Source organism: Paenibacillus sp. UMB7766-LJ446 (assembly GCF_030226665.1).
Classification (GTDB): domain Bacteria; phylum Bacillota; class Bacilli; order Paenibacillales; family Paenibacillaceae; genus Paenibacillus; species Paenibacillus vandeheii.
In genome coordinates this window covers 318,667-336,589 of the sequence record NZ_JASOYM010000004.1, presented here as the reverse complement: position 1 = coordinate 336,589, position 17,923 = coordinate 318,667, and the positions used below count along the sequence as shown (strand labels likewise).

Below are 17,923 nucleotides of genomic sequence, written 5' to 3'. Positions count from 1 at the left end.
TGCAATTCTATTCTTAAGCAATTAAAATAAACTCTTTTGAGATATGTATAGATATATCGTGTATTTGGTAATTCCACCCTGGTTTGATACTGAACATATGAAACCTTACAATTCTATGTACGTAATATTTACCTATTAAGATTCAGAGGTGACAATTATTTATTTTGATAACAAATGAGGGATATCATGAAAAAACAGTTTATCGTACTTGGTCTTGGACGATTCGGTTCAAGCCTGACACGGACGCTCATTAACAATGGACATGAAGTGCTCGCAGTAGACAAGAATGAAAATCTGGTTCAGGAAATTTCAACAATAGCCACCCATGTTGTACAGGCGGATTGTACTGACAAATCAGTCCTCAAAGAGTTGGGAGCAAGCAACTTCTCCCACGCCATTGTCGCAATCGGTGAAGATCTGCAAGCCAGTATATTGACCACTCTGTTATTGAAGGAACTCAATGTACCCAAAGTAACAGCCAAGGCCAAAAATGATAACCATGGCAGTGTGCTTAGCAAGATTGGTGCCGATCAGATCGTTTACCCGGAACGTGACATGGCCACAAGGCTGGGGAATCAGCTTAGCTCAGACAACATTATTGATTCCATCGAATTGTCTCCAGACTACAACCTGGTCGAGATCAAAGCTCCTGAAAGTATGAATCAGAAAACGCTACAAGAACTCAACATCCGGGCAGGATATGGATGTACTGTTATCGCCATCAAAACGGGGAGTAACCTGAATATTTCTCCAAGGGCAGAAGACACCGTTCGTACGGGAGATATGCTCTTGTTAATCGGCAGTAACGAAGACATTCGGATTCTGGAGAGTGATTATGAGCAAAAGAAATAAACACGTACCGAGAACTTCAGCTCTATCCATCGTTGAATCGATTGTAAACAAACTGAAAAATAATATGAGTCCCCCTCAACTTATCATGATGATCTTCTTCGCTCTCATCTGGATCGGGGCCATATTACTTGTATTGCCGGTATCTTCGAATACCGGAACATCTATCGGTTTACTTGATGCCTTGTTTACAGCAACCTCTGCCATATGTGTAAATGGGTTAATTGTCTTGGATACAGGCAGTGTCTTTTCTACATTTGGACAAGTCATCATCATGATTCTGATTCAGGTTGGCGGGTTGGGGTTCATGACACTAGGTGTAATGGTTGCCATTATTCTGGGGAAACGGATTGGATTGAAACAGAGGCTCCTTATTCAACAAGCCACCAATACATCTTCTGCTCAAGGTCTGGTTAAGCTTTCGATGTATATTGTGCTCATAGCCTTTGCTTTTGAAGCTTTGGCTACATTGATTCTTACTTTGCGATGGCATAGTGAACTGGGATGGGGACAAGCTCTTTATTACGCGATATTCCACTCTGTGTCTGCTTTCAACAATGCGGGTTTCTCCTTATGGTCTAATAGCCTTTCCCCCTTTGTTGGCGATCCGGTAGTCAATCTTACGGTCATTTCGCTCTTTATCATTGGCGGATTGGGTTACATTGTGGTTGTGGATGTTTTTCGCAAACGATCATGGAGAAAGCTATCTCTGCATTCGAAGATTGTATTAATCGGCAGTTTTTCTCTATATTTGTTTGGATTCATCACCATCCTTTTACTTGAAAGTTGGAATCCGTCCACGTTTGCTGATTTATCTTATGGCGAACGCATATGGGCTGCTCTATTTCAGGGTACTGCCCCTCGAAGCTCCGGTTTCAATACAATTGATATTGGTAGCATGCTTGCAACATCCCAATTTTTTATTATTATCCTGATGTTTATTGGAGCCGCTTCCGGCGGGACGGGTGGAGGAATTAAAGTTAACACCTTTGTCGTGCTTGTTCTAGTGACCATTCAAACATTTCGGGGCGGCGGGCAAACACATGCTTTTGAGCGTAAAATAGCAGAAGAAACCGTTATGCGCGCACTCGCTGTTGTCATGAGTTCACTGGCGTTTGTGCTAGGAATCTCCATACTTCTGTCCATCTCCGAAGGAATTCTTGAGAATCATTTTCTGGATGTTCTGTTTGAAGCGACTTCTGCGTTTAGCACTACAGGACTATCGATGGGCCTTACAAGTGAGCTGAGTGCTACTGGAAAAATTCTAGTCATCTTCACCATGTTTGCAGGTCGGTTGGGACCTTTAACACTCGCTTTTGCATTGGCCCAGAAGAAACGTACGTCCAAAATTGGTTATGCCGAGGATCATGTTCTTATTGGCTAACCTATAGGCTCCTGTTAACTCTATTCAAAATGCCCCCTTATCTAAGACGACCTAACGTCTGGATAAAGGGGCATTTTTGTTAATTATTTATACAGACGCTCCATGATCAGGACATTCACCGAATGCGCAGACAGATGAACCACAACCGAATCCTCCTGTAGATGAATCACTTGTTCTTGTGGAACGATCTTCTCATCGTTCTTCTGATTCACGTTGGGAACATGTAGCAATTCTTCATCGCCGCTAAGTGTTATCATTCTCGCAACAGAAGCAACGTTCAGATCCTGAAGGTGAATTTGAGTTGCTTTATCCACCCCATCTGCGTTCACCAGCTTCACATACACATGCTGTGCATCTCTCGTAACGGAATGGAATACGTCCCGGTTGTACGCTTCGAGCTTGTAATCCAGAATTCGGCTGGTTGTGTGACCATCGGTATAAGAGCAGATCAGATTCTTCCCTGTGTCACCACCATAATTCATCGTAATCGTATAATTCGTATCGTTCTCCAGTGGTTCATAGTTGGCTGCCCGGAGATTTCCCGCTGCAGTACTGGAAGAATAATCACCCAGGGTGTAGCCCTCTACACCTTGTTTGTATACTTTGACTCCCGTTGCACTGCCGCCATATCCAATCGCGTATTCAATGACATCCTTTTTCTCAGGGGATATATCCGTCAATCCCACACCGATGGTGAAGCCATCCTCACCCGCTGTGCGCTGAATCTCAACTTCAACTTTATAATTCGTCCATTCATCGTTCAGAAGATACACCCCATTCAGACCGCTTGCCTGCGCTTTCAAAATCAGCCCTTTTCCCGTCTCCAGCGTGTATCCTGCCGATCCCGGAATCCGATTCCACGACTCATTCAGAGCTGTCTGCTCCCTGAAATCTTCTGTAAACAGCACCCTGCCATCCTGGTTCGATGTGACCGTAATCCGTTTCACCACAATGTCAGCTTGACCTGTCGCAATCTCGATCCCGCCACGCGGTATGAGCTCTATCGGTTGACCCTTGCTGTATGTTGAAAATGAAGTGCTCAGCACCTGATCGCCCACGTACTTGGCAAAAAGCTGCTGTACATAGTAATTCGGTGTGTACCACACCGTCTCATCATCAAACCAGATGCAGTCCGGCGTCCAGCGGTAGGTGCCATCTGTTAGTACCTTGTTAAATAGTGGTGCATAGGCAGCCAGGCGAACAACGTCCGCATTATTTTCAAACCCGGTCATGATCGCCGCTTCAGCAACCGCACCTGCCAAGGTATTTTTGTCCGTTGACGCATATTCTCCCACAAATACCTTAGATGTCTCTTTCCAATCCATACTGCCATCTTCGTGATACGCCCGCTCATAATAGTTGTACCGATCCACGTTGTTCAGCAGATAGTCATTGGAACGATAGTAATGTTCATCGGCAATGGTATCCATATAGTTGTCCTGGTTCTCATACCAAGTGACCGTCTCCTCGATCACCTCTTTGCCATCTGCAAAAGCGACTTGAGCTGATCCGGTCAGATTGCCGCTCAGGAATTTCCATCCCTGCTGGTACGCATCATCGTCTGCCTGAGCGCCGACTGTCGAAATGATGTGCAGCTCATGATCAGGATAGTTACGCTTCATATAATCATCAATTGACGTCTTGAATACTTCAAAGTTCGCAAAAAATTCGGTTCCCCAGTTCTCATTACCTACGCCAAGATAACGCAGATCGAACGACTCAGGATGCCCCATGCTGCTCCGTATGGCCGCCCATTCATTATGTTCAATATCCGTGCTGAGCGCAAAATCGATCAGGTCTGTAAAGTTACGGATATAATACTCCCTCAAAGCGCCACCCGCCGGATGTGCATAATCCGAACGCGCCTGGCACAGAACGCCACAGGCCATGACCGGAACCGGAGCGGCATTCAGATCTTCAGCTAGTTGGAAATACTCCATGTATCCGAGGCCCATCGTCATCATGTAACCCCAGACATTATAGTTCTCCTTGCGAAGTTCAACCGGTCCCACCGAATCCTTCCAGTCATACACATTGTCCCAAATAAATGAACCTTCCGAAATGCATCCCCCCGGGAAACGCAGAAACTTTGGATGCAGATCGACGAGTGCTTGAACCAGGTCTTTCCGGAGTCGATAGTTTGGATTACCCGTGTAGTTGGCATGTGCTGACGCGGATATTCCCTGCTCTTTCGGATTGGCTCCCCATACATCTTGTGGAATCAACGATACCATATCGATGGAAATGTCCCCATCGAAGGTGAGTGCCAATTGCCCCAGCGCAGTTTCCGTTCCAGTCAGGGTTACGTTCGAATTCTGGATTCCGTACTTCATCCATGTGTTACCACCTTCCACTTGCAGCGCAACTGAATCACTGATGGCATCGCCGTTCCCATCCTGCAATTGAATCGTAATCGTTCCTGCGGATACTGCCTTGGCCCAGACAGTAAAATCATATGCCTCACCCTTCTTAATGGACATGGCACAATGTTGATTGGAATCCGAGAAGCCGCGATTTCGAATCGTCGCACCAGCCGGAACCGTTACATAATAAGCATTCACTTCCGGGTCTTTCACGTTAAAATGAGTGTTTAATCCATCGGTCTGCTGCACGATCATTTTGTCGGTATCCCCGGACCAGGCATACAACGGATCACGGTTCCGACCTGTCGAACAACCACATTCTCCCGAGTCATGCGAGTATGTATCGAATGCAAAGGATTCAAACGAGCGGTTCTGAACAAGCTCTGCATAGATTCCCCCGTCTGCCGCATTGTTAATGTCCTCGTAGAAGAGGCCGTACATTACTTCGCTAATATCCGCCACACGTTGATCCCCGTGAATCGTAACGGTATAAGGCGGGAGGTGCTCTGGAACAACAGAGACATCAAAACTTTTGTTCGACGTACTTCCACCCTTGGTCAAAAGTGCATTCAAACGAACTCCCTGTGCAGAGCTCAGAGATTGAATTTCTCCATTCGCTGACAGAACTTCAGGCTGACTTGAACTCCATTGAACGTTCACCTTTCCCCCTAGCAAATCTATAGGCAATGCTACATCTTTGGTAATAATCCGGGCTGGAGCAGACAAATATTTATCTCCGGCTAGCTTCACAATCTCTTCATCAGTCAGGGACTCGCACATCACCTCAATGACTTCATCCATGGATAGAGCCGTCTGATAAATCCGAAAATCAGATAGTGATCCCGCAAAGTCCACATCTGCCGAGTACTGAGAACGTCCAATATAATTACGGCTATAGTTCACAGGGTCCACGAACGAATCAAACCATCTGCGCAGTTTGGCATAATTGCCACTGGACGTCTGACTGATGGAGCCATCCGCCACCATCTCCCCATTCACATATACAACCGGACCTGCGCTGCTGCGTGTGCCGCCTTGACTTCCTGCCACCGACAAAGCAATATGCATCCATTCCCCACTGGCAAATCCGCGTCCCGGGTCTACAACCAAATCATCTCCCGCATATAACGTACCTCTCATCTGACGAGTCAGAAATAAATAGGGGCCCTTCTCGCCATTGCCGAAGTCGAAAATTCGCTCCCACACATTCGAACCTTTGTCCAAATGGACCCATGCCGCAACAGTCACACCTGTGTTATCGCTTACATCTTGCAGCAAATTCGAAGGCAGCTCCAAGTAGGATGTTCCGTTCGATCCTCCGGTAAAAGTCACCGCCGATCTGCCATTTACTTCGGAAATGCTGGGTAGTTTTTCTCCTGAGGCTGTTCCATTGTGTCCGTTCCCCGAGCTATCCTTGCCGATCTTGGCTGCATCTTCAAACTTGTAGTGTGCGATGAGTTGATTGCGAAATGTAGTCATGTTCATTCCTCCTATGTAGCGTAAATTATCGTAGATGGCTTTCTTTAATTCGTATAAATGTAAATTAATTAATAAATATATGAACAACTGATCTAATCGTATAGTATCTTATTCCGAGTCATGATTTCAATCCCAAAATTACAGAAAGTCCAACGTAGTACAGGAATTCATACGAATCAATCCATCTTTTTGCTTATCTCCCTCTCAATCATAAAGATTCATAAAGACACCCTAACGATAATATTTATGGTTTACAAATATATAAACTGATTGATAATATAACAAATGAAAGCGCTTGATATTTAATATTATCGAAAAGGAGGACTGTCCGGCCATATAACGTTTGCGGCAGTGAATAGGTTGATTTTTCATTTCAGGTATTGGGAAAGGGGAAACGTATGAAACGTTATTGGGTAAGCGTACTTCACATTTCTTTACTGAGCACTGCATTACTTACGGCAACAACTTTGGCACCCGTGTCCGTATTGGCGGACAGTCCAGGGGCAGACAGTTCCAAATCGCAAGTTTCCACATCCATTGAGAATACGGCTCCATCATTCAGAAATGTTTCCGTTCATGACCCTTCCGTTATTAAGGTCGGTGATACCTTTTATATTTTCGGCTCACATCTCCAGGTAGCCAAATCCAAGGATTTGATGAATTGGGATTCGGTCGCCTCCGGGGTTACGGATGATAATCCTGTTGTGCCCAATGTAACCAAGGAATTCGCAGAAGCCCTAGAATGGGCGCAGACCGATACGTTATGGGCAGCAGACGTCATTCAGCTGGAGGATGGCAAATTTTATATGTATTACAATGCGTGCAAAGGAGACTCTCCCCGCTCTGCGTTAGGCGTTGCTGTCGCAGACAACATTGAAGGGCCTTATAAGGATCAGGGCATTCTGCTGAAATCCGGCATGTGGGATCAGATCAGTGAGGATGGCACCATATTCGATGCAACGATCCATCCGAATGTGGTCGACCCTGATATGTTTTTCGATAAAAACGGAAAATTATGGATGGTATACGGTTCCTATTCCGGGGGGATTTTCATTCTGGAGATGGACAAAACGACGGGAAAACCACTCCCTAATCAGGGGTATGGCAAAAAACTGACCGGAGGCAATCACAGCCGAATTGAAGCTCCTTATATGCTCTATAATCCCGAAACCGACTATTATTATCTGTATCTGTCCTATGGTGGGTTGGGTGCTGACGGAGGATATAACATTCGTGTAGCCCGCTCCAAAACGCCGGATGGTCCTTTCCTCGATGCCGAAGGAAACGATATGATCACCGTCAAGGCGGACAAGGACAAACCCTTGTTTGATGACCGCTCGATTGAGCCTTTTGGCGTGAAATTACTGGGGAACTTCCTCTTTCAAAGACAGATCGGTGATCCCGGCACTGGTCAGGGTATCGGCTATGTATCACCAGGGCATAACTCCGCCTATTATGACGCAGAAACCGGAAAACAATTTCTGATTTTCCATTCCCGCTTTCCGGGTCGCGGAGAAGAGCATGAAGTCCGCGTACATGAGATGCATATGAACTCGGAAGGATGGCCTGTCGTTTCTCCCTATCGTTATGCAGCTTTAGAAGAGGATACTGACCAACTGACAACCCAGGATATTGCTGGACAGTACCAATGGGTAAATCACGGGAAGGAAATCACGGCCGAGATCAAATCATCGCAATCCGTTCAATTCACAGCAGATGGGCAGATTAATGGTGCCGTGACGGGAACATGGACTCTTGGACCAGACAATAAGGTGCAAATCACATCCAATAACATCGTATATAATGGCGTTTTCACGCATGAATGGGAGCCGGATTCCCAGAAGACGGTTCTGACCTTTAGCGCGCTCTCCTCTTCTGGTGTGGCCATCTGGGGGAGTCAGATGACTGCAATGAAGGATCAGGATATTGTTAGTGCGGTCAAAAGGGACCTGAACATCGGCGACACGGGGAACATATTCTTTAACCTTTCCCTCCCGACCAAGGGAACACGCGATTCAGAGATTACTTGGAAATCCTCCAACGCCTCTGCCCTCTCTGCTACAGGGGTAGTGAATCGCCCTCGTGTTGGCAAGGGAGATGCCAAGGTGGCATTAACGGCAACGATCCGCAAAGGAAGCGCGGTGAGCTCCAAAACGTTTAATGTTACTATTCCACAACAAGCAGTAAGTCCACTGCTTGGAGAATATACGTTTAATCAAAAGAAGCTTGCAAAAATCGCACAGGATTCCAGCAAAAATGAATATCACGGCCAAGCCTTTAATGTGACAACGACTTCTGCGGTTAACAGCAAAAATCAGGCTGCCGCCTTCAATGGAACAGACAGCTATATCCAGCTGCCCGGAATCATCACAGATACGACGGATTTCACCTTTAGTGCATGGGTCAACTGGAGTGGCGGCGGAGCCTGGCAGCGAATTTTCGATTTTGGAAATGGCCTGACCAGACATATGTTCCTTACCCCCGCACAGCATACAGGAGCTCTGCAATTCACCATCCATGACCAGGGACGGGATCAGAGCCTCATTGCTGCTGAACCGCTGCCCTCCAATCAATGGGTACATGTCGCTGTCACCCTTCAGGGAGATACAGGTACTCTGTATGTGAACGGAAAAGCTGTAGCAAGCAGCACCGAAATTACGTTTAACCCGAAGGATCTTCAAGTGACGGAAGCTTATTTGGGCAAAAGCCGTTATACAGCCGATCCCTTCTATAAAGGCTCGATGGATAACGTAAAAGTATATGATAAAGCGTTAACCTCCACGGAAATTCAGCGTCAGGCAAAAGAAAAGCCTTAATCAGCAACCTTGCCGCTGGAGTTAAATCTATAACAGAACGCCAATACAGCAGCCGAGTTTACAGACTGCTTATTGGCGTTCTGTTCATTTCATTTTGAATAATGGATGACCATGCTTAACTTGTTCGCAGAGGCACCCGAATTCTTATAGGCATGAGGCTTGTCCGCCCGAAAACGGATCGACTCCCCTTGTTTTACCGTATAATCCTCCTCCCCAACCCGAATTATAACTTCCCCTTCAAAAACCGTAATAAATTCCTCTGCCCCATCGATATGCGGTTCAGCATTCAAAGAAGACTCCTCATCCATCTCCATAACGTACATTTCAAAACGTCGCCCCTCTTCAAAAGAAAAATGCGGATAAATCCGAATCTTGCCCTCATTCTCCATCAAAGCTTGAATATCACTGCCCGTTACGACTGTGGTGTCCGACTTCGGCTCGTGGATCAAGGCGGTAAAAGATATTTTCAGACCGTTCGCAATCTTCCATACGGTAGCAATTGTAGGGTTCGATTCCCCCCGTTCAATTTGACCAAGCATCGTCTTGCTAATTCCAGACATCTCGGCAACCTTGTCCAGACTAAGCTTTCTTTGCTCCCTGAGCTGTTTCAAATTTTGTGCAAGAACAACGTTAATGTTTTTCAATATAAAGTCACCTCTGTTTTTAAAAGATTATATTGTGCTTTATAGCGCACATAATGTACAATTATAAAGATCGTACGTTATAACGTACATTTCAACTAAATATAACATACACCGAGAATCAATTGTGGAGGACTTATGAATATTATACCGTTACTGACGTACGCAATCGTGGCTTCATTCACACCGGGTCCCAACAACATCATTGCCATGACTCATGCAAGAAACGAAGGATTCAGAAAAATCCTTCCGTTTATTGGTGGCGTTGCAGCCGGCTGCCTGCTTATTATGGTTCTGTCCAGTTATTTCAACCTTATTCTGCATCAATACATCCCAAGGATCAAACCAGCCCTGAACGTGTTGGGATGTGTGTACATGATCTATTTGGCAATTAAAATTATGCGAAGTAAACCTGCGAATGCCAAAGATTCCAAGGTGAATCGTTTTTCATTTCTCTTTGGCTTTACCCTGCAATTCATCAATCCCAAAGTCATTCTGTATGGTCTTACGGCTATCTCCGTATTTGTCATGCCTCTTGGGCAGTCACATGTCCATATTATCGTTTTTTCGTTGCTTCTCACCATCATAGGTGTTAGTGCGAATATGACGTGGGGGTTATGTGGTGTGTTATTCCAAAGTTTTTTATTGAAATATGAACGTCCTTTTAATATGGTGATGGGTGTTTTGCTCATCTGCAGCGCCCTATCGATTCTATTATAAATACAAAAAGAAAAAGCGTCCTCTCATCCGATGAGGGAACGCTTTTTCTCAACCTCAGTTCGATCTCCACCATGGCTGGCTCGGGTAAGTCTCCGAATGCAGCACAACCTTCTCACCGATTTTGGGTGTTGCAATGTCGACATTCAATGCATGTGCAGCCTTGGTAATCCGTTCAACCGGCTCGTTCCATGCATGATAGGCCAATGTAAAAGCGGCCCAATGAATAGGGATGAGCAGTCCCCCCTTGACATCCAAGTGAGCCTGCACCGTTTCTTCCGGCATCATATGAATGTTGGACCAACGCTCGTCATATTGGCCGCATTCCATCAGAGTCAGGTCAAAGGGTCCGTACTTACTACCGATTTCCTTGAAATGAGGACCGTATCCGCTATCACCGCTAAAGAAAACCTTCGTTTCCTGTCCGGCAATGACCCACGAACACCATAATGTAGAATTGCGATCCAGCAATCCTCTACCCGAGAAATGCCTTGCAGGCGTACAGGCAAATGTCAAACCCTTGAAGGATAGCTCATCCCACCAGTTATGTTCAGTAATCTGTTCCGAAGGCACACCCAGTTGAATTAGTCGTCGACGCACGCCAAGCGGGACAATAAACCGGTCTGTTTTATTCTTTAATCTGCGGATGGAAGAGTAGTCCAGATGATCATAATGGTCATGCGATATAATGATCGCATCCAAGGCTGGAAAATCCTCAGGTTGAATCGGCAGGTTAGTGTTGTATCGTTTCGTACCCGCCCAGGATACAGGAGATGGACGGTTGCCGAGCATTGGATCAAAGAGCAATCGGTGTCCTTCAATCTCAAGCAGAAAAGCCGAGTGTCCGAACCATGTCACCTGTGGGTTATCGGATATGTTTAATGATTCCGCTGGTTCATATTTCTCCACGGGAATGCTGCTCACGGGTCTCCGCTCTATACTTCTCTGCATGGAATCCCTTAACATGCTTACAAGGGAGCTGAAGCTCATACCTGCGGCTGTTGGAATCTGATTTTCGTATTTTGTCATTATTCATACCTTCTGTTCTCTATAATCAATCATTCAATCCTTCATTCAATCTTGAGTATAACAGGAGTAATATTGCTTTATATTAAATCATTGTTCGTTTATAATCAATTTCGCCTTCGGTTATCTGAATTTCCCTAATCAACTGTCGAAGATTTTACAGCCCAGCGACGAACATCTCACAGGACTATATCACTAACCCATGTTGATTCATCTCCTGGTTAAACTAATTAAGGTGGAATTAAGACTCTGTTTTCTCTCCAATAAGACTGGGCATATATAATAGAGAAAATACAGCAGAGAGTATGTGAGAGATGATGAAAAAATGGCGCAGAAGATTATTTAAAACGTTTATATTCGGAGTTGTTGCGATTCTCCTCCTTTTGGGGACAGGCGTGATCTACCAACAAGTGAGTGCACGGCAGGATGCAAAAACATTCATTCCTCCTGGCAAGCTGTACAGCGTGCATGGTGACAATATGCATTTATATACGGGTGGTCAGGGAGATACAACGGTCGTCCTTGCATCCGGATGGGGTACTGCTGATCCTTATGTAGACTATTATCCGCTTTATGAAAAGCTTGCACCTTACACGAAATTCGCGGTTTACGATCGCTTTGGCTATGGTTATAGCGATAGTACCGATAAGAAACGCGATGTCGATACTGTGGCAGATGAATTGCACGAGTTATTAGAGGTATCTGGGCAAAAGCCACCATACGTCCTGGTAGGTCACTCCCTTGGATCGCTGGAAACACTCCGGTTTGCTCAAAAGTATCCGGATGAAGTACAAGGTATTGTCATGTTGGATGGGGGAAGTCCGGAATATTACGCCAATGAAACTGACGATATGGCAAGTGTGATTGGTGGCTTCATGAACCAATTCCGGATTCATACGGGACTGCTCCGCTTGTCCTTACAGTCTGACGCAGTCGTGGAAGCCTCCAATGCCAATCGAAACGGTCTGAAGTTTGTGCCTGATGAACTGAAGAAGATCGATACAACGGCCCTGCTGCTTAACTATGGGAATGCCAACACCGTGGATGAGTTACGTGAAATGACAGCCAATGCCAAGGTTGTTGTCGACAACAAAAAGCCCTTCCTGTTTCCACTTACCATACTGACAGCAGATTACTTTGGAGCCAGTGAGCCTATATGGGATAAAACCCAAGCTGAATTTACGTCCTGGTCGGAACACTCCAAGCATGTAACCGTTAAGGATACCGAGCATTATATTCATCAATATCACCCGGACCTTATCGCCAATGAAATATTGGAACTGGTTAAGAAGTAGATTCCCTGAATAAACGCTGAACTACCAAACCAACCAATTCATGCCAAATAAAACCCTAACGATTCTGGTAATCGTCAGGGTTTTATTGTGTTAAAGGCTCACTGTGCTATTGCCATCCTCGGTGTTTGTGATCTAAAATGCGCCAATGCCTCCTGAACCTCCGTGCTCGTAAGACCGTGTCGATCAAAATAATGCATCAGCTCGTCCAGCTCAGTTCCATCACCGCCGTATATCCTATCAATTTTTTGTATGATCTTTTGTTGTAATCTTTCTTGAATACGCATGCAACGGACAGGTTCACATAGCCAAAAATCAGTTCGTTTGACCTCCCCTGTTGCAGTCCATAACAAATTCTCATATCGTATGACATCCCAATCGTGATACCCCGCCTGAATCTGCTGAAGTTCTGTCGAAAACATATCATACATCAGGTTGTGTGGTATGTGTCCGTACGCAGCCCGATACTCTCTCAGATTGAATCCTTCAATCCATTCCGTCAGCGTAAAATTTCCCGAAGCATAAGCATACAATTCAGGAACATGATGGTTGTTTTGTAACGACAAGAGTGCCTCACATTCATATTCCCCATCCATTTTCCCACGAGCAGTATACACTTTCAGGCAGTATTCTTGTAAACGATAGACAACCGACTGCTTTCCCATTAGCGAAGCTTGCATAGTCAGATGACCGTTTTTCTCATATCGATCCAGCAATTGTTCGATGTTAGCAGGTAGAGATTTAACGATTCTCATAAAGACGTCTCCTTGATTATAAATTGCAGTCGCCAGAACATGAACTATTTGCTTCCCAATCAAGATTTATTTGATTTACCTTAGCAGGTCTATTTTCACTCTAATGGATGGAACCCGTTTCATGTCAAGGTACAAAAAAAACGATGCCCCCTTTTAAAGGGAGAGCATCGTTCGTTTCTTTTATATGCCGTTCAATTAATGCATAGAGCCTTGTTGTTCCTGCTGAGCACCCACCTTAACTCGCTTCAGGAACAGTGAGATGATCAGTCCAATTACAGCGAGAATCAGTGCGAAAACAAATGCATTTTGTACACCGGATGTGAACCCTGCCAACTGATTCTCTGGGCTCTCAGGATTCGTCACACCGCTCAAGAAGCGGGTCTGTCCTGCGCTCAGTATACTCACCGCAACAGCTGTACCGATAGCTCCCGATACCTGCTGTAATGTATTCATAATCGCGGTTCCGTGAGGGTAAAAATCAGGTGGCAGTTGATTCAAACCGTTGGTTTGTGCAGGCATCATGATCATTGAAATTCCGATCATCATGAACACATGCAATGTAATAATCTTGCCCAGTGTTGTTGTCGGAGTAATTCCCGTGTACATGAAGAGAACAACAGTCACGATAGCGAGACCGATAATCACAAGCCACTTCGGACCGAACTTGTCGAACAGACGCCCCATAACCGGAGACAAGAATCCATTCAGCAAACTGCCCGGCAGTAAAACCAAACCAGCAGTCAATGCTGTAACCGCCATACCTTGTTGCAGATACATCGGCAGAATCAACATGGATGACAGCATCATCATCATACAGAGGAAGATCAGGATCAAACCAATCGTAAACATTGGATATTTGAATGCCCGCAGATCCATCATCGGCTGTTTCATTCTCAATTGACGGATGCTGAACATCAGCAAAGATAACACGCCAATAACCAGTGTCGCTACAACGATAGGACTGGTCCAGCCACCGCCACTTTCCCCATGTCCTCCGGCACTACTGAATCCGTACACGATTCCACCAAAGCCCAGTGTCGAAAGTATAATGGAAAGAACATCAATTTTGGGCTTGGTCAATTTCGAAATATTCGGTAAGAACAGCAAGCCACATACCAATGAGATAATAAAGAACGGCAAGGAGATCCAGAAAATCCAGTGCCAGCTCAGATTTGCCAGAATCAGACCCGAGATACTCGGACCACTTGCTGGCGCAAACATGATAACCAAACCGATCAAGCCCATGGCAGCGCCACGCTTTTCAATCGGGAAGATAACCAATATGGTGTTGAACATTAGTGGCAGTAACAGAGCTGTACCTACAGCTTGTAATACCCGTGCCACCAACAAAATTTCAAAGCTCGGTGCAATAGCAGCAACAAGCGTTCCTGCAATCGAAAAAATCAGAGAAGTTGTGAACAACTGTCTCGTCGAAAACCATTGCAACAGCATACCGGAAACCGGCACCAAAATACCCAAAACGAGCAGATAACCTGTCGTTAACCATTGGATCGTAGTAGGTCCAACTTCGAGCAAGCCCATAAGCGGTGTCAATGCCACATTCAGAGCTGTTTCACCAAACAGTCCAATAAAGCCGCTGAGCAGCATGGCGAATAAAATTGGAAATACTTTATATTGTTTTGTTTCTTGTTGATCCTGTACAGAACCAGCTTTCATGGAAGCCTCCACAATCCCATCCTCCTCAAACATTCTGACGATTTCTATTTCTCTTTACGAAGCTTATTGCTTCTCTCTTGCATTCTTTGCCACAACGGACAAATAATCAGCAGCCGTCAGCAAAGGCTTTTTGTCCTGGTTAGTCAGGCTGATAATCAATGCTCCCTCCATTAAGGAAATGACGAGAAGTCCCATCTCTTGTGCTTTCTCTTCACCTATGCCATCCAAAATCAGATGTTTCGTAATCATTTGCTGCCAACCTGCAAACACATCCTGACAGGCAATTCGCAATTGCTGACTGATACAGGAGGTCTCCACGGCTGCCCAGAAACTAAATGGAAGAAAGCCCGTAAAACCTGCCGCCTCGGTTTCAACCGCTAAGTCATGGATAAATTGCTGAATGGCATCCCCCGTATTATCATGGGCTGCAAATGTTTCTTCAAACTTCTGCAGAATGTTTTCATTGGCTTTTTGAATGCACTCATGAGCGAGCTCTTCCTTGCCATGTGGGAAATAATGATATAACGAGCCTTTTGGCGTACTGCTCTCCTTAATAATCTGATTTAGACCGGTCGCATGATATCCTTGTGAAAAAAACAGTCTGGCTGCAGTGCTGACGATGAGTTCTCTAGCACTAGACTTTTCACTCAATAAAGCCACATCCTTCAACGAATTATAACAATCGGTCTATATAATTAAAACCGTTTCGAAAAATACTGTCAACCTAATATTTGAGCCAGTTCTAATGAAAGCGCTATAGATTTTGATCTACCTTGATTCGTTACTTAAAGGATAAACACGAGCAGTTCTATGAACTGTAAAATAGCTAAATTGAAGACATAATGTAGGTATATACATCCAGAGGAGTTTGTCAGAAGTGGTTGTAGAAAACGAGTGAAGTTTATCGGCAAAATAAACAAAAAAAGCGAGAACTGCTCCCGCTTTTTTTGTCTATAATTCATTATATGGAATATTGTATCCCTTACTCGAAGAAATCATCGAACGACCGCACAGGTTTTACATCCATAGGCTGCTTGGACGCAGCCAGACATGCATACGCCCCCACATATACGATCAAGCATAACAATATTAATGATAGCATGTTAAGCACTCCCTTTTTTTATCTATCCATTCAGAATCCTCTTTTTCAAAATGCGATTCACTTGCTCTGAGCTGGCCAGCATCAAGATAAGGAATACAAGTACAACCAGCGGGAAAAAGCCGATATTGGTGTTTGCAGCAAGGACCCCAAAAAGCGGAGGAAGTAGTGTGGTCCCTGTGTACGCCAGTGCCATCTGGTATCCCATTAATCGGGCAGAATTCGCTTTGCCGAATCGAGCTGGAGTTTCATGTAGAAGTCCGGGATAGATGGGTGCAAGTCCCAAACCAATCAGCATAAATCCAGCCAGTGCAAACGAAATCGATAATGGAAGCAATAAAATGATTACACCCACAATGGCGGTCACTTGACCAGCCAGAATTAACACCCGATTTTTAATTTTCAACGTGATAAAGCCTGTAATCAGCCTACCAATCGTAATGCCACCGTAGTATAAGGAGATCCATCCCGCAGCCGTTTCTGCCGTGATGTTTCTTGCGCCTACCAGATAGCTGGCTCCCCATAAACCCACCGTTGTTTCCACGCCACAATAAAACAGAAATGCGATCAGTGAGTTTTTGACTCCCTTAATCTTCAATACATTCCGTTCAGGTTTATTCTCACTTTGTAGATATGTGCTTTCCGCTTGCACATGATCTGATTCGTTTATCGGCCTCGCACGCTCACGACTAGCAGCAACACGCTTCCACAAGGGCAACGTCGCAAACAAAATAATGACGAGACAAAACTGGACGATGGCTACAGCTGTATATCCGTTTCTCCAGGAATGCTGCTCTGCAATGTAATACGACATAATGATAGGCCCCGTTGTCGCGCCCACACCCCAGAAACAGTGCAGCCAGTTCATATGGTGTGCTTTGTAGTGCTCTGCGACATAATGATTCAACGCAGCATCAACGGCTCCGGCCCCAAGACCCAGAGGAATGGCAAGAATGACGAGCCATACCAATGAAGGGGCGAAGGAAAATCCAAGGAGTGCTCCGGCTGTCAGACAACAACTAATTAGCGTAACCTTGCCTGTTCCCCATTTTTGAATAACCGTACCGCTTGCCAAGCTTGAAACGATGGTTCCCCCTGCAACAACCATGGATAGAATTCCTGCCGACCCAAACGAAGCCCCAAGTTCAGGCCACATCACTGGCCAGGCTGAACCTAGCAAGGAGTCAGGAATCCCCAAACTGATAAACGCCAGGTAGATGATGATAAGAAACCAAGTTGCCATAATAAATCCCTTCCCTGCAAATAAAATGAAAACAAAATCTGAATTTACTGTATAAAATATTTTATTTATATACTTTATAAAGTATATTTATTTATATGTTTATAGTGCGCCAAAACAATCTCTTTGTCAATAGATCGTATCATCCCAAATTAAAACAGCCACCAATCTGGATTTTCATCCAGATTGGTGGCTGTTTTTTGGATAGGTATCAGTATTGAATGATAAATTGATTAATAGGTGACGTAACCCTCATAGGTAACCGTCCACGTATAGCCTGTCTGACCATCGACTGATTTTAATGTAAGTGTCCCCCGGTACGGATCAACATTATAACTAGCCGTCATAGGAATATCACCAAGCGTTGGAAATTGAGATTTGGGTAAAATGGTTTGCCAGGTTATATACTTTTGTGCGTAAGGAACTACTTGTGTACTGTCTGGTAAACTACTAGTTGAAGTTGAAGGTACACTAGCTGCAAAAGATGTAGAGCCTAGCGTGAAACATGCAACGACAGTTAAAAGACCGACCATAAGTTTCTTTTTCATCTTCATCTTCCTTTCGTTTTGGAGTACAGCTCTATCA

13 protein-coding genes are annotated in these 17,923 nt (G+C 44.9%); 5 read left to right on the top strand and 8 right to left on the bottom strand.

Annotated elements, in window-relative coordinates:
• Positions 1 to 186: 186 nt before the first annotated feature.
• Positions 187 to 852, top strand: coding sequence for a potassium channel family protein (locus tag QP794_RS12555; RefSeq protein ID WP_285076946.1), 666 nt, complete (start codon positions 187 to 189; stop codon positions 850 to 852).
• Positions 836 to 2,233 (top strand): TrkH family potassium uptake protein, encoded by a 1,398-nt coding sequence (locus QP794_RS12550; protein ID WP_285076944.1) that lies wholly within the window; start codon positions 836 to 838, stop codon positions 2,231 to 2,233. Before QP794_RS12555 ends, QP794_RS12550 begins: the two co-directional genes overlap by 17 nt.
• An 83-nt stretch (positions 2,234 to 2,316) precedes the next feature.
• Here the strand turns inward: QP794_RS12550 and QP794_RS12545 are convergent, their stop codons facing one another.
• Positions 2,317 to 6,075 carry an alpha-L-arabinofuranosidase C-terminal domain-containing protein gene (locus QP794_RS12545; protein ID WP_285076942.1) on the bottom strand — a complete coding sequence of 1,253 codons (3,759 nt, stop codon included), beginning with the start codon at positions 6,073 to 6,075 and terminating at the stop codon, positions 2,317 to 2,319.
• A gap of 398 nt (positions 6,076 to 6,473) precedes the next feature.
• On the opposite strand from QP794_RS12545, the gene abnB reads away from it, so the two are divergent.
• On the top strand, positions 6,474 to 8,891 hold the full coding sequence (gene abnB, locus QP794_RS12540; protein WP_285076940.1) for an arabinan endo-1,5-alpha-L-arabinosidase AbnB: 2,418 nt from the start codon (positions 6,474 to 6,476) through the stop codon (positions 8,889 to 8,891).
• An 89-nt stretch (positions 8,892 to 8,980) separates the two neighbouring features.
• Here the strand turns inward: abnB and QP794_RS12535 are convergent, their stop codons facing one another.
• Positions 8,981 to 9,535, bottom strand: a complete 555-nt coding sequence (locus QP794_RS12535; protein ID WP_285076939.1) for a helix-turn-helix domain-containing protein — start codon at positions 9,533 to 9,535, stop codon at positions 8,981 to 8,983.
• A gap of 135 nt (positions 9,536 to 9,670) precedes the next feature.
• Between QP794_RS12535 and QP794_RS12530 the strand changes: the two genes are divergently transcribed.
• Complete coding sequence (locus QP794_RS12530) at positions 9,671 to 10,252, top strand: LysE family transporter (protein WP_285076937.1); 582 nt, start codon at positions 9,671 to 9,673, stop codon at positions 10,250 to 10,252.
• 54 nt (positions 10,253 to 10,306) lie between these two features.
• Here QP794_RS12530 and QP794_RS12525 read toward each other — a convergent pair whose 3' ends face one another.
• The gene (locus QP794_RS12525; RefSeq protein ID WP_483311900.1) at positions 10,307 to 11,278 is read right to left on the bottom strand and encodes an MBL fold metallo-hydrolase; all 972 of its coding nucleotides are present in this window, start codon (positions 11,276 to 11,278) and stop codon (positions 10,307 to 10,309) included.
• A 311-nt stretch (positions 11,279 to 11,589) separates the two neighbouring features.
• On the opposite strand from QP794_RS12525, the gene QP794_RS12520 reads away from it, so the two are divergent.
• Complete coding sequence (locus QP794_RS12520) at positions 11,590 to 12,570, top strand: alpha/beta fold hydrolase (protein ID WP_285076934.1); 981 nt, start codon at positions 11,590 to 11,592, stop codon at positions 12,568 to 12,570.
• A 98-nt stretch (positions 12,571 to 12,668) separates the two neighbouring features.
• Here the strand turns inward: QP794_RS12520 and QP794_RS12515 are convergent, their stop codons facing one another.
• The 5 genes from QP794_RS12515 to QP794_RS12495 all read right to left on the bottom strand — a co-directional run bounded on the left by QP794_RS12515 (position 12,669) and on the right by QP794_RS12495 (position 17,886).
• Positions 12,669 to 13,322 (bottom strand): protein kinase family protein, encoded by a 654-nt coding sequence (locus QP794_RS12515; protein WP_285076933.1) that lies wholly within the window; start codon positions 13,320 to 13,322, stop codon positions 12,669 to 12,671.
• A 195-nt stretch (positions 13,323 to 13,517) separates the two neighbouring features.
• Complete coding sequence (locus tag QP794_RS12510; RefSeq protein ID WP_285077464.1) at positions 13,518 to 14,999, bottom strand: DHA2 family efflux MFS transporter permease subunit; 1,482 nt, start codon at positions 14,997 to 14,999, stop codon at positions 13,518 to 13,520.
• Between the two features lie 63 nt (positions 15,000 to 15,062).
• Positions 15,063 to 15,650 carry a TetR/AcrR family transcriptional regulator gene (locus QP794_RS12505; RefSeq protein ID WP_079344325.1) on the bottom strand — a complete coding sequence of 196 codons (588 nt, stop codon included), beginning with the start codon at positions 15,648 to 15,650 and terminating at the stop codon, positions 15,063 to 15,065.
• 473 nt (positions 15,651 to 16,123) lie between these two features.
• On the bottom strand, positions 16,124 to 17,341 hold the full coding sequence (locus QP794_RS12500; RefSeq protein ID WP_285076929.1) for an MFS transporter: 1,218 nt from the start codon (positions 17,339 to 17,341) through the stop codon (positions 16,124 to 16,126).
• A 230-nt stretch (positions 17,342 to 17,571) separates the two neighbouring features.
• Complete coding sequence (locus tag QP794_RS12495; protein ID WP_094939878.1) at positions 17,572 to 17,886, bottom strand: hypothetical protein; 315 nt, start codon at positions 17,884 to 17,886, stop codon at positions 17,572 to 17,574.
• Positions 17,887 to 17,923: the final 37 nt, after the last annotated feature.

Excerpts from the sequence above, each read along its gene's own strand:
- QP794_RS12525 (WP_483311900.1), bottom strand. The coding sequence starts at position 11,278 with ATGACAAAATACGAAAATCAGATTCCAACAGCCGCAGGTATGAGCTTC.
- QP794_RS12500 (WP_285076929.1), bottom strand. The coding sequence starts at position 17,341 with ATGGCAACTTGGTTTCTTATCATCATCTACCTGGCGTTTATCAGTTTG.
- QP794_RS12555 (WP_285076946.1), top strand. The coding sequence starts at position 187 with ATGAAAAAACAGTTTATCGTACTTGGTCTTGGACGATTCGGTTCAAGC.
- QP794_RS12515 (WP_285076933.1), bottom strand. The coding sequence starts at position 13,322 with ATGAGAATCGTTAAATCTCTACCTGCTAACATCGAACAATTGCTGGAT.
- QP794_RS12550 (WP_285076944.1), top strand. The coding sequence starts at position 836 with ATGAGCAAAAGAAATAAACACGTACCGAGAACTTCAGCTCTATCCATC.
- QP794_RS12520 (WP_285076934.1), top strand. The coding sequence starts at position 11,590 with ATGATGAAAAAATGGCGCAGAAGATTATTTAAAACGTTTATATTCGGA.
- QP794_RS12530 (WP_285076937.1), top strand. The coding sequence starts at position 9,671 with ATGAATATTATACCGTTACTGACGTACGCAATCGTGGCTTCATTCACA.
- QP794_RS12510 (WP_285077464.1), bottom strand. The coding sequence starts at position 14,999 with ATGAAAGCTGGTTCTGTACAGGATCAACAAGAAACAAAACAATATAAA.
- abnB (WP_285076940.1), top strand. The coding sequence starts at position 6,474 with ATGAAACGTTATTGGGTAAGCGTACTTCACATTTCTTTACTGAGCACT.
- QP794_RS12495 (WP_094939878.1), bottom strand. The coding sequence starts at position 17,886 with ATGAAAAAGAAACTTATGGTCGGTCTTTTAACTGTCGTTGCATGTTTC.
- QP794_RS12545 (WP_285076942.1), bottom strand. The coding sequence starts at position 6,075 with ATGACTACATTTCGCAATCAACTCATCGCACACTACAAGTTTGAAGAT.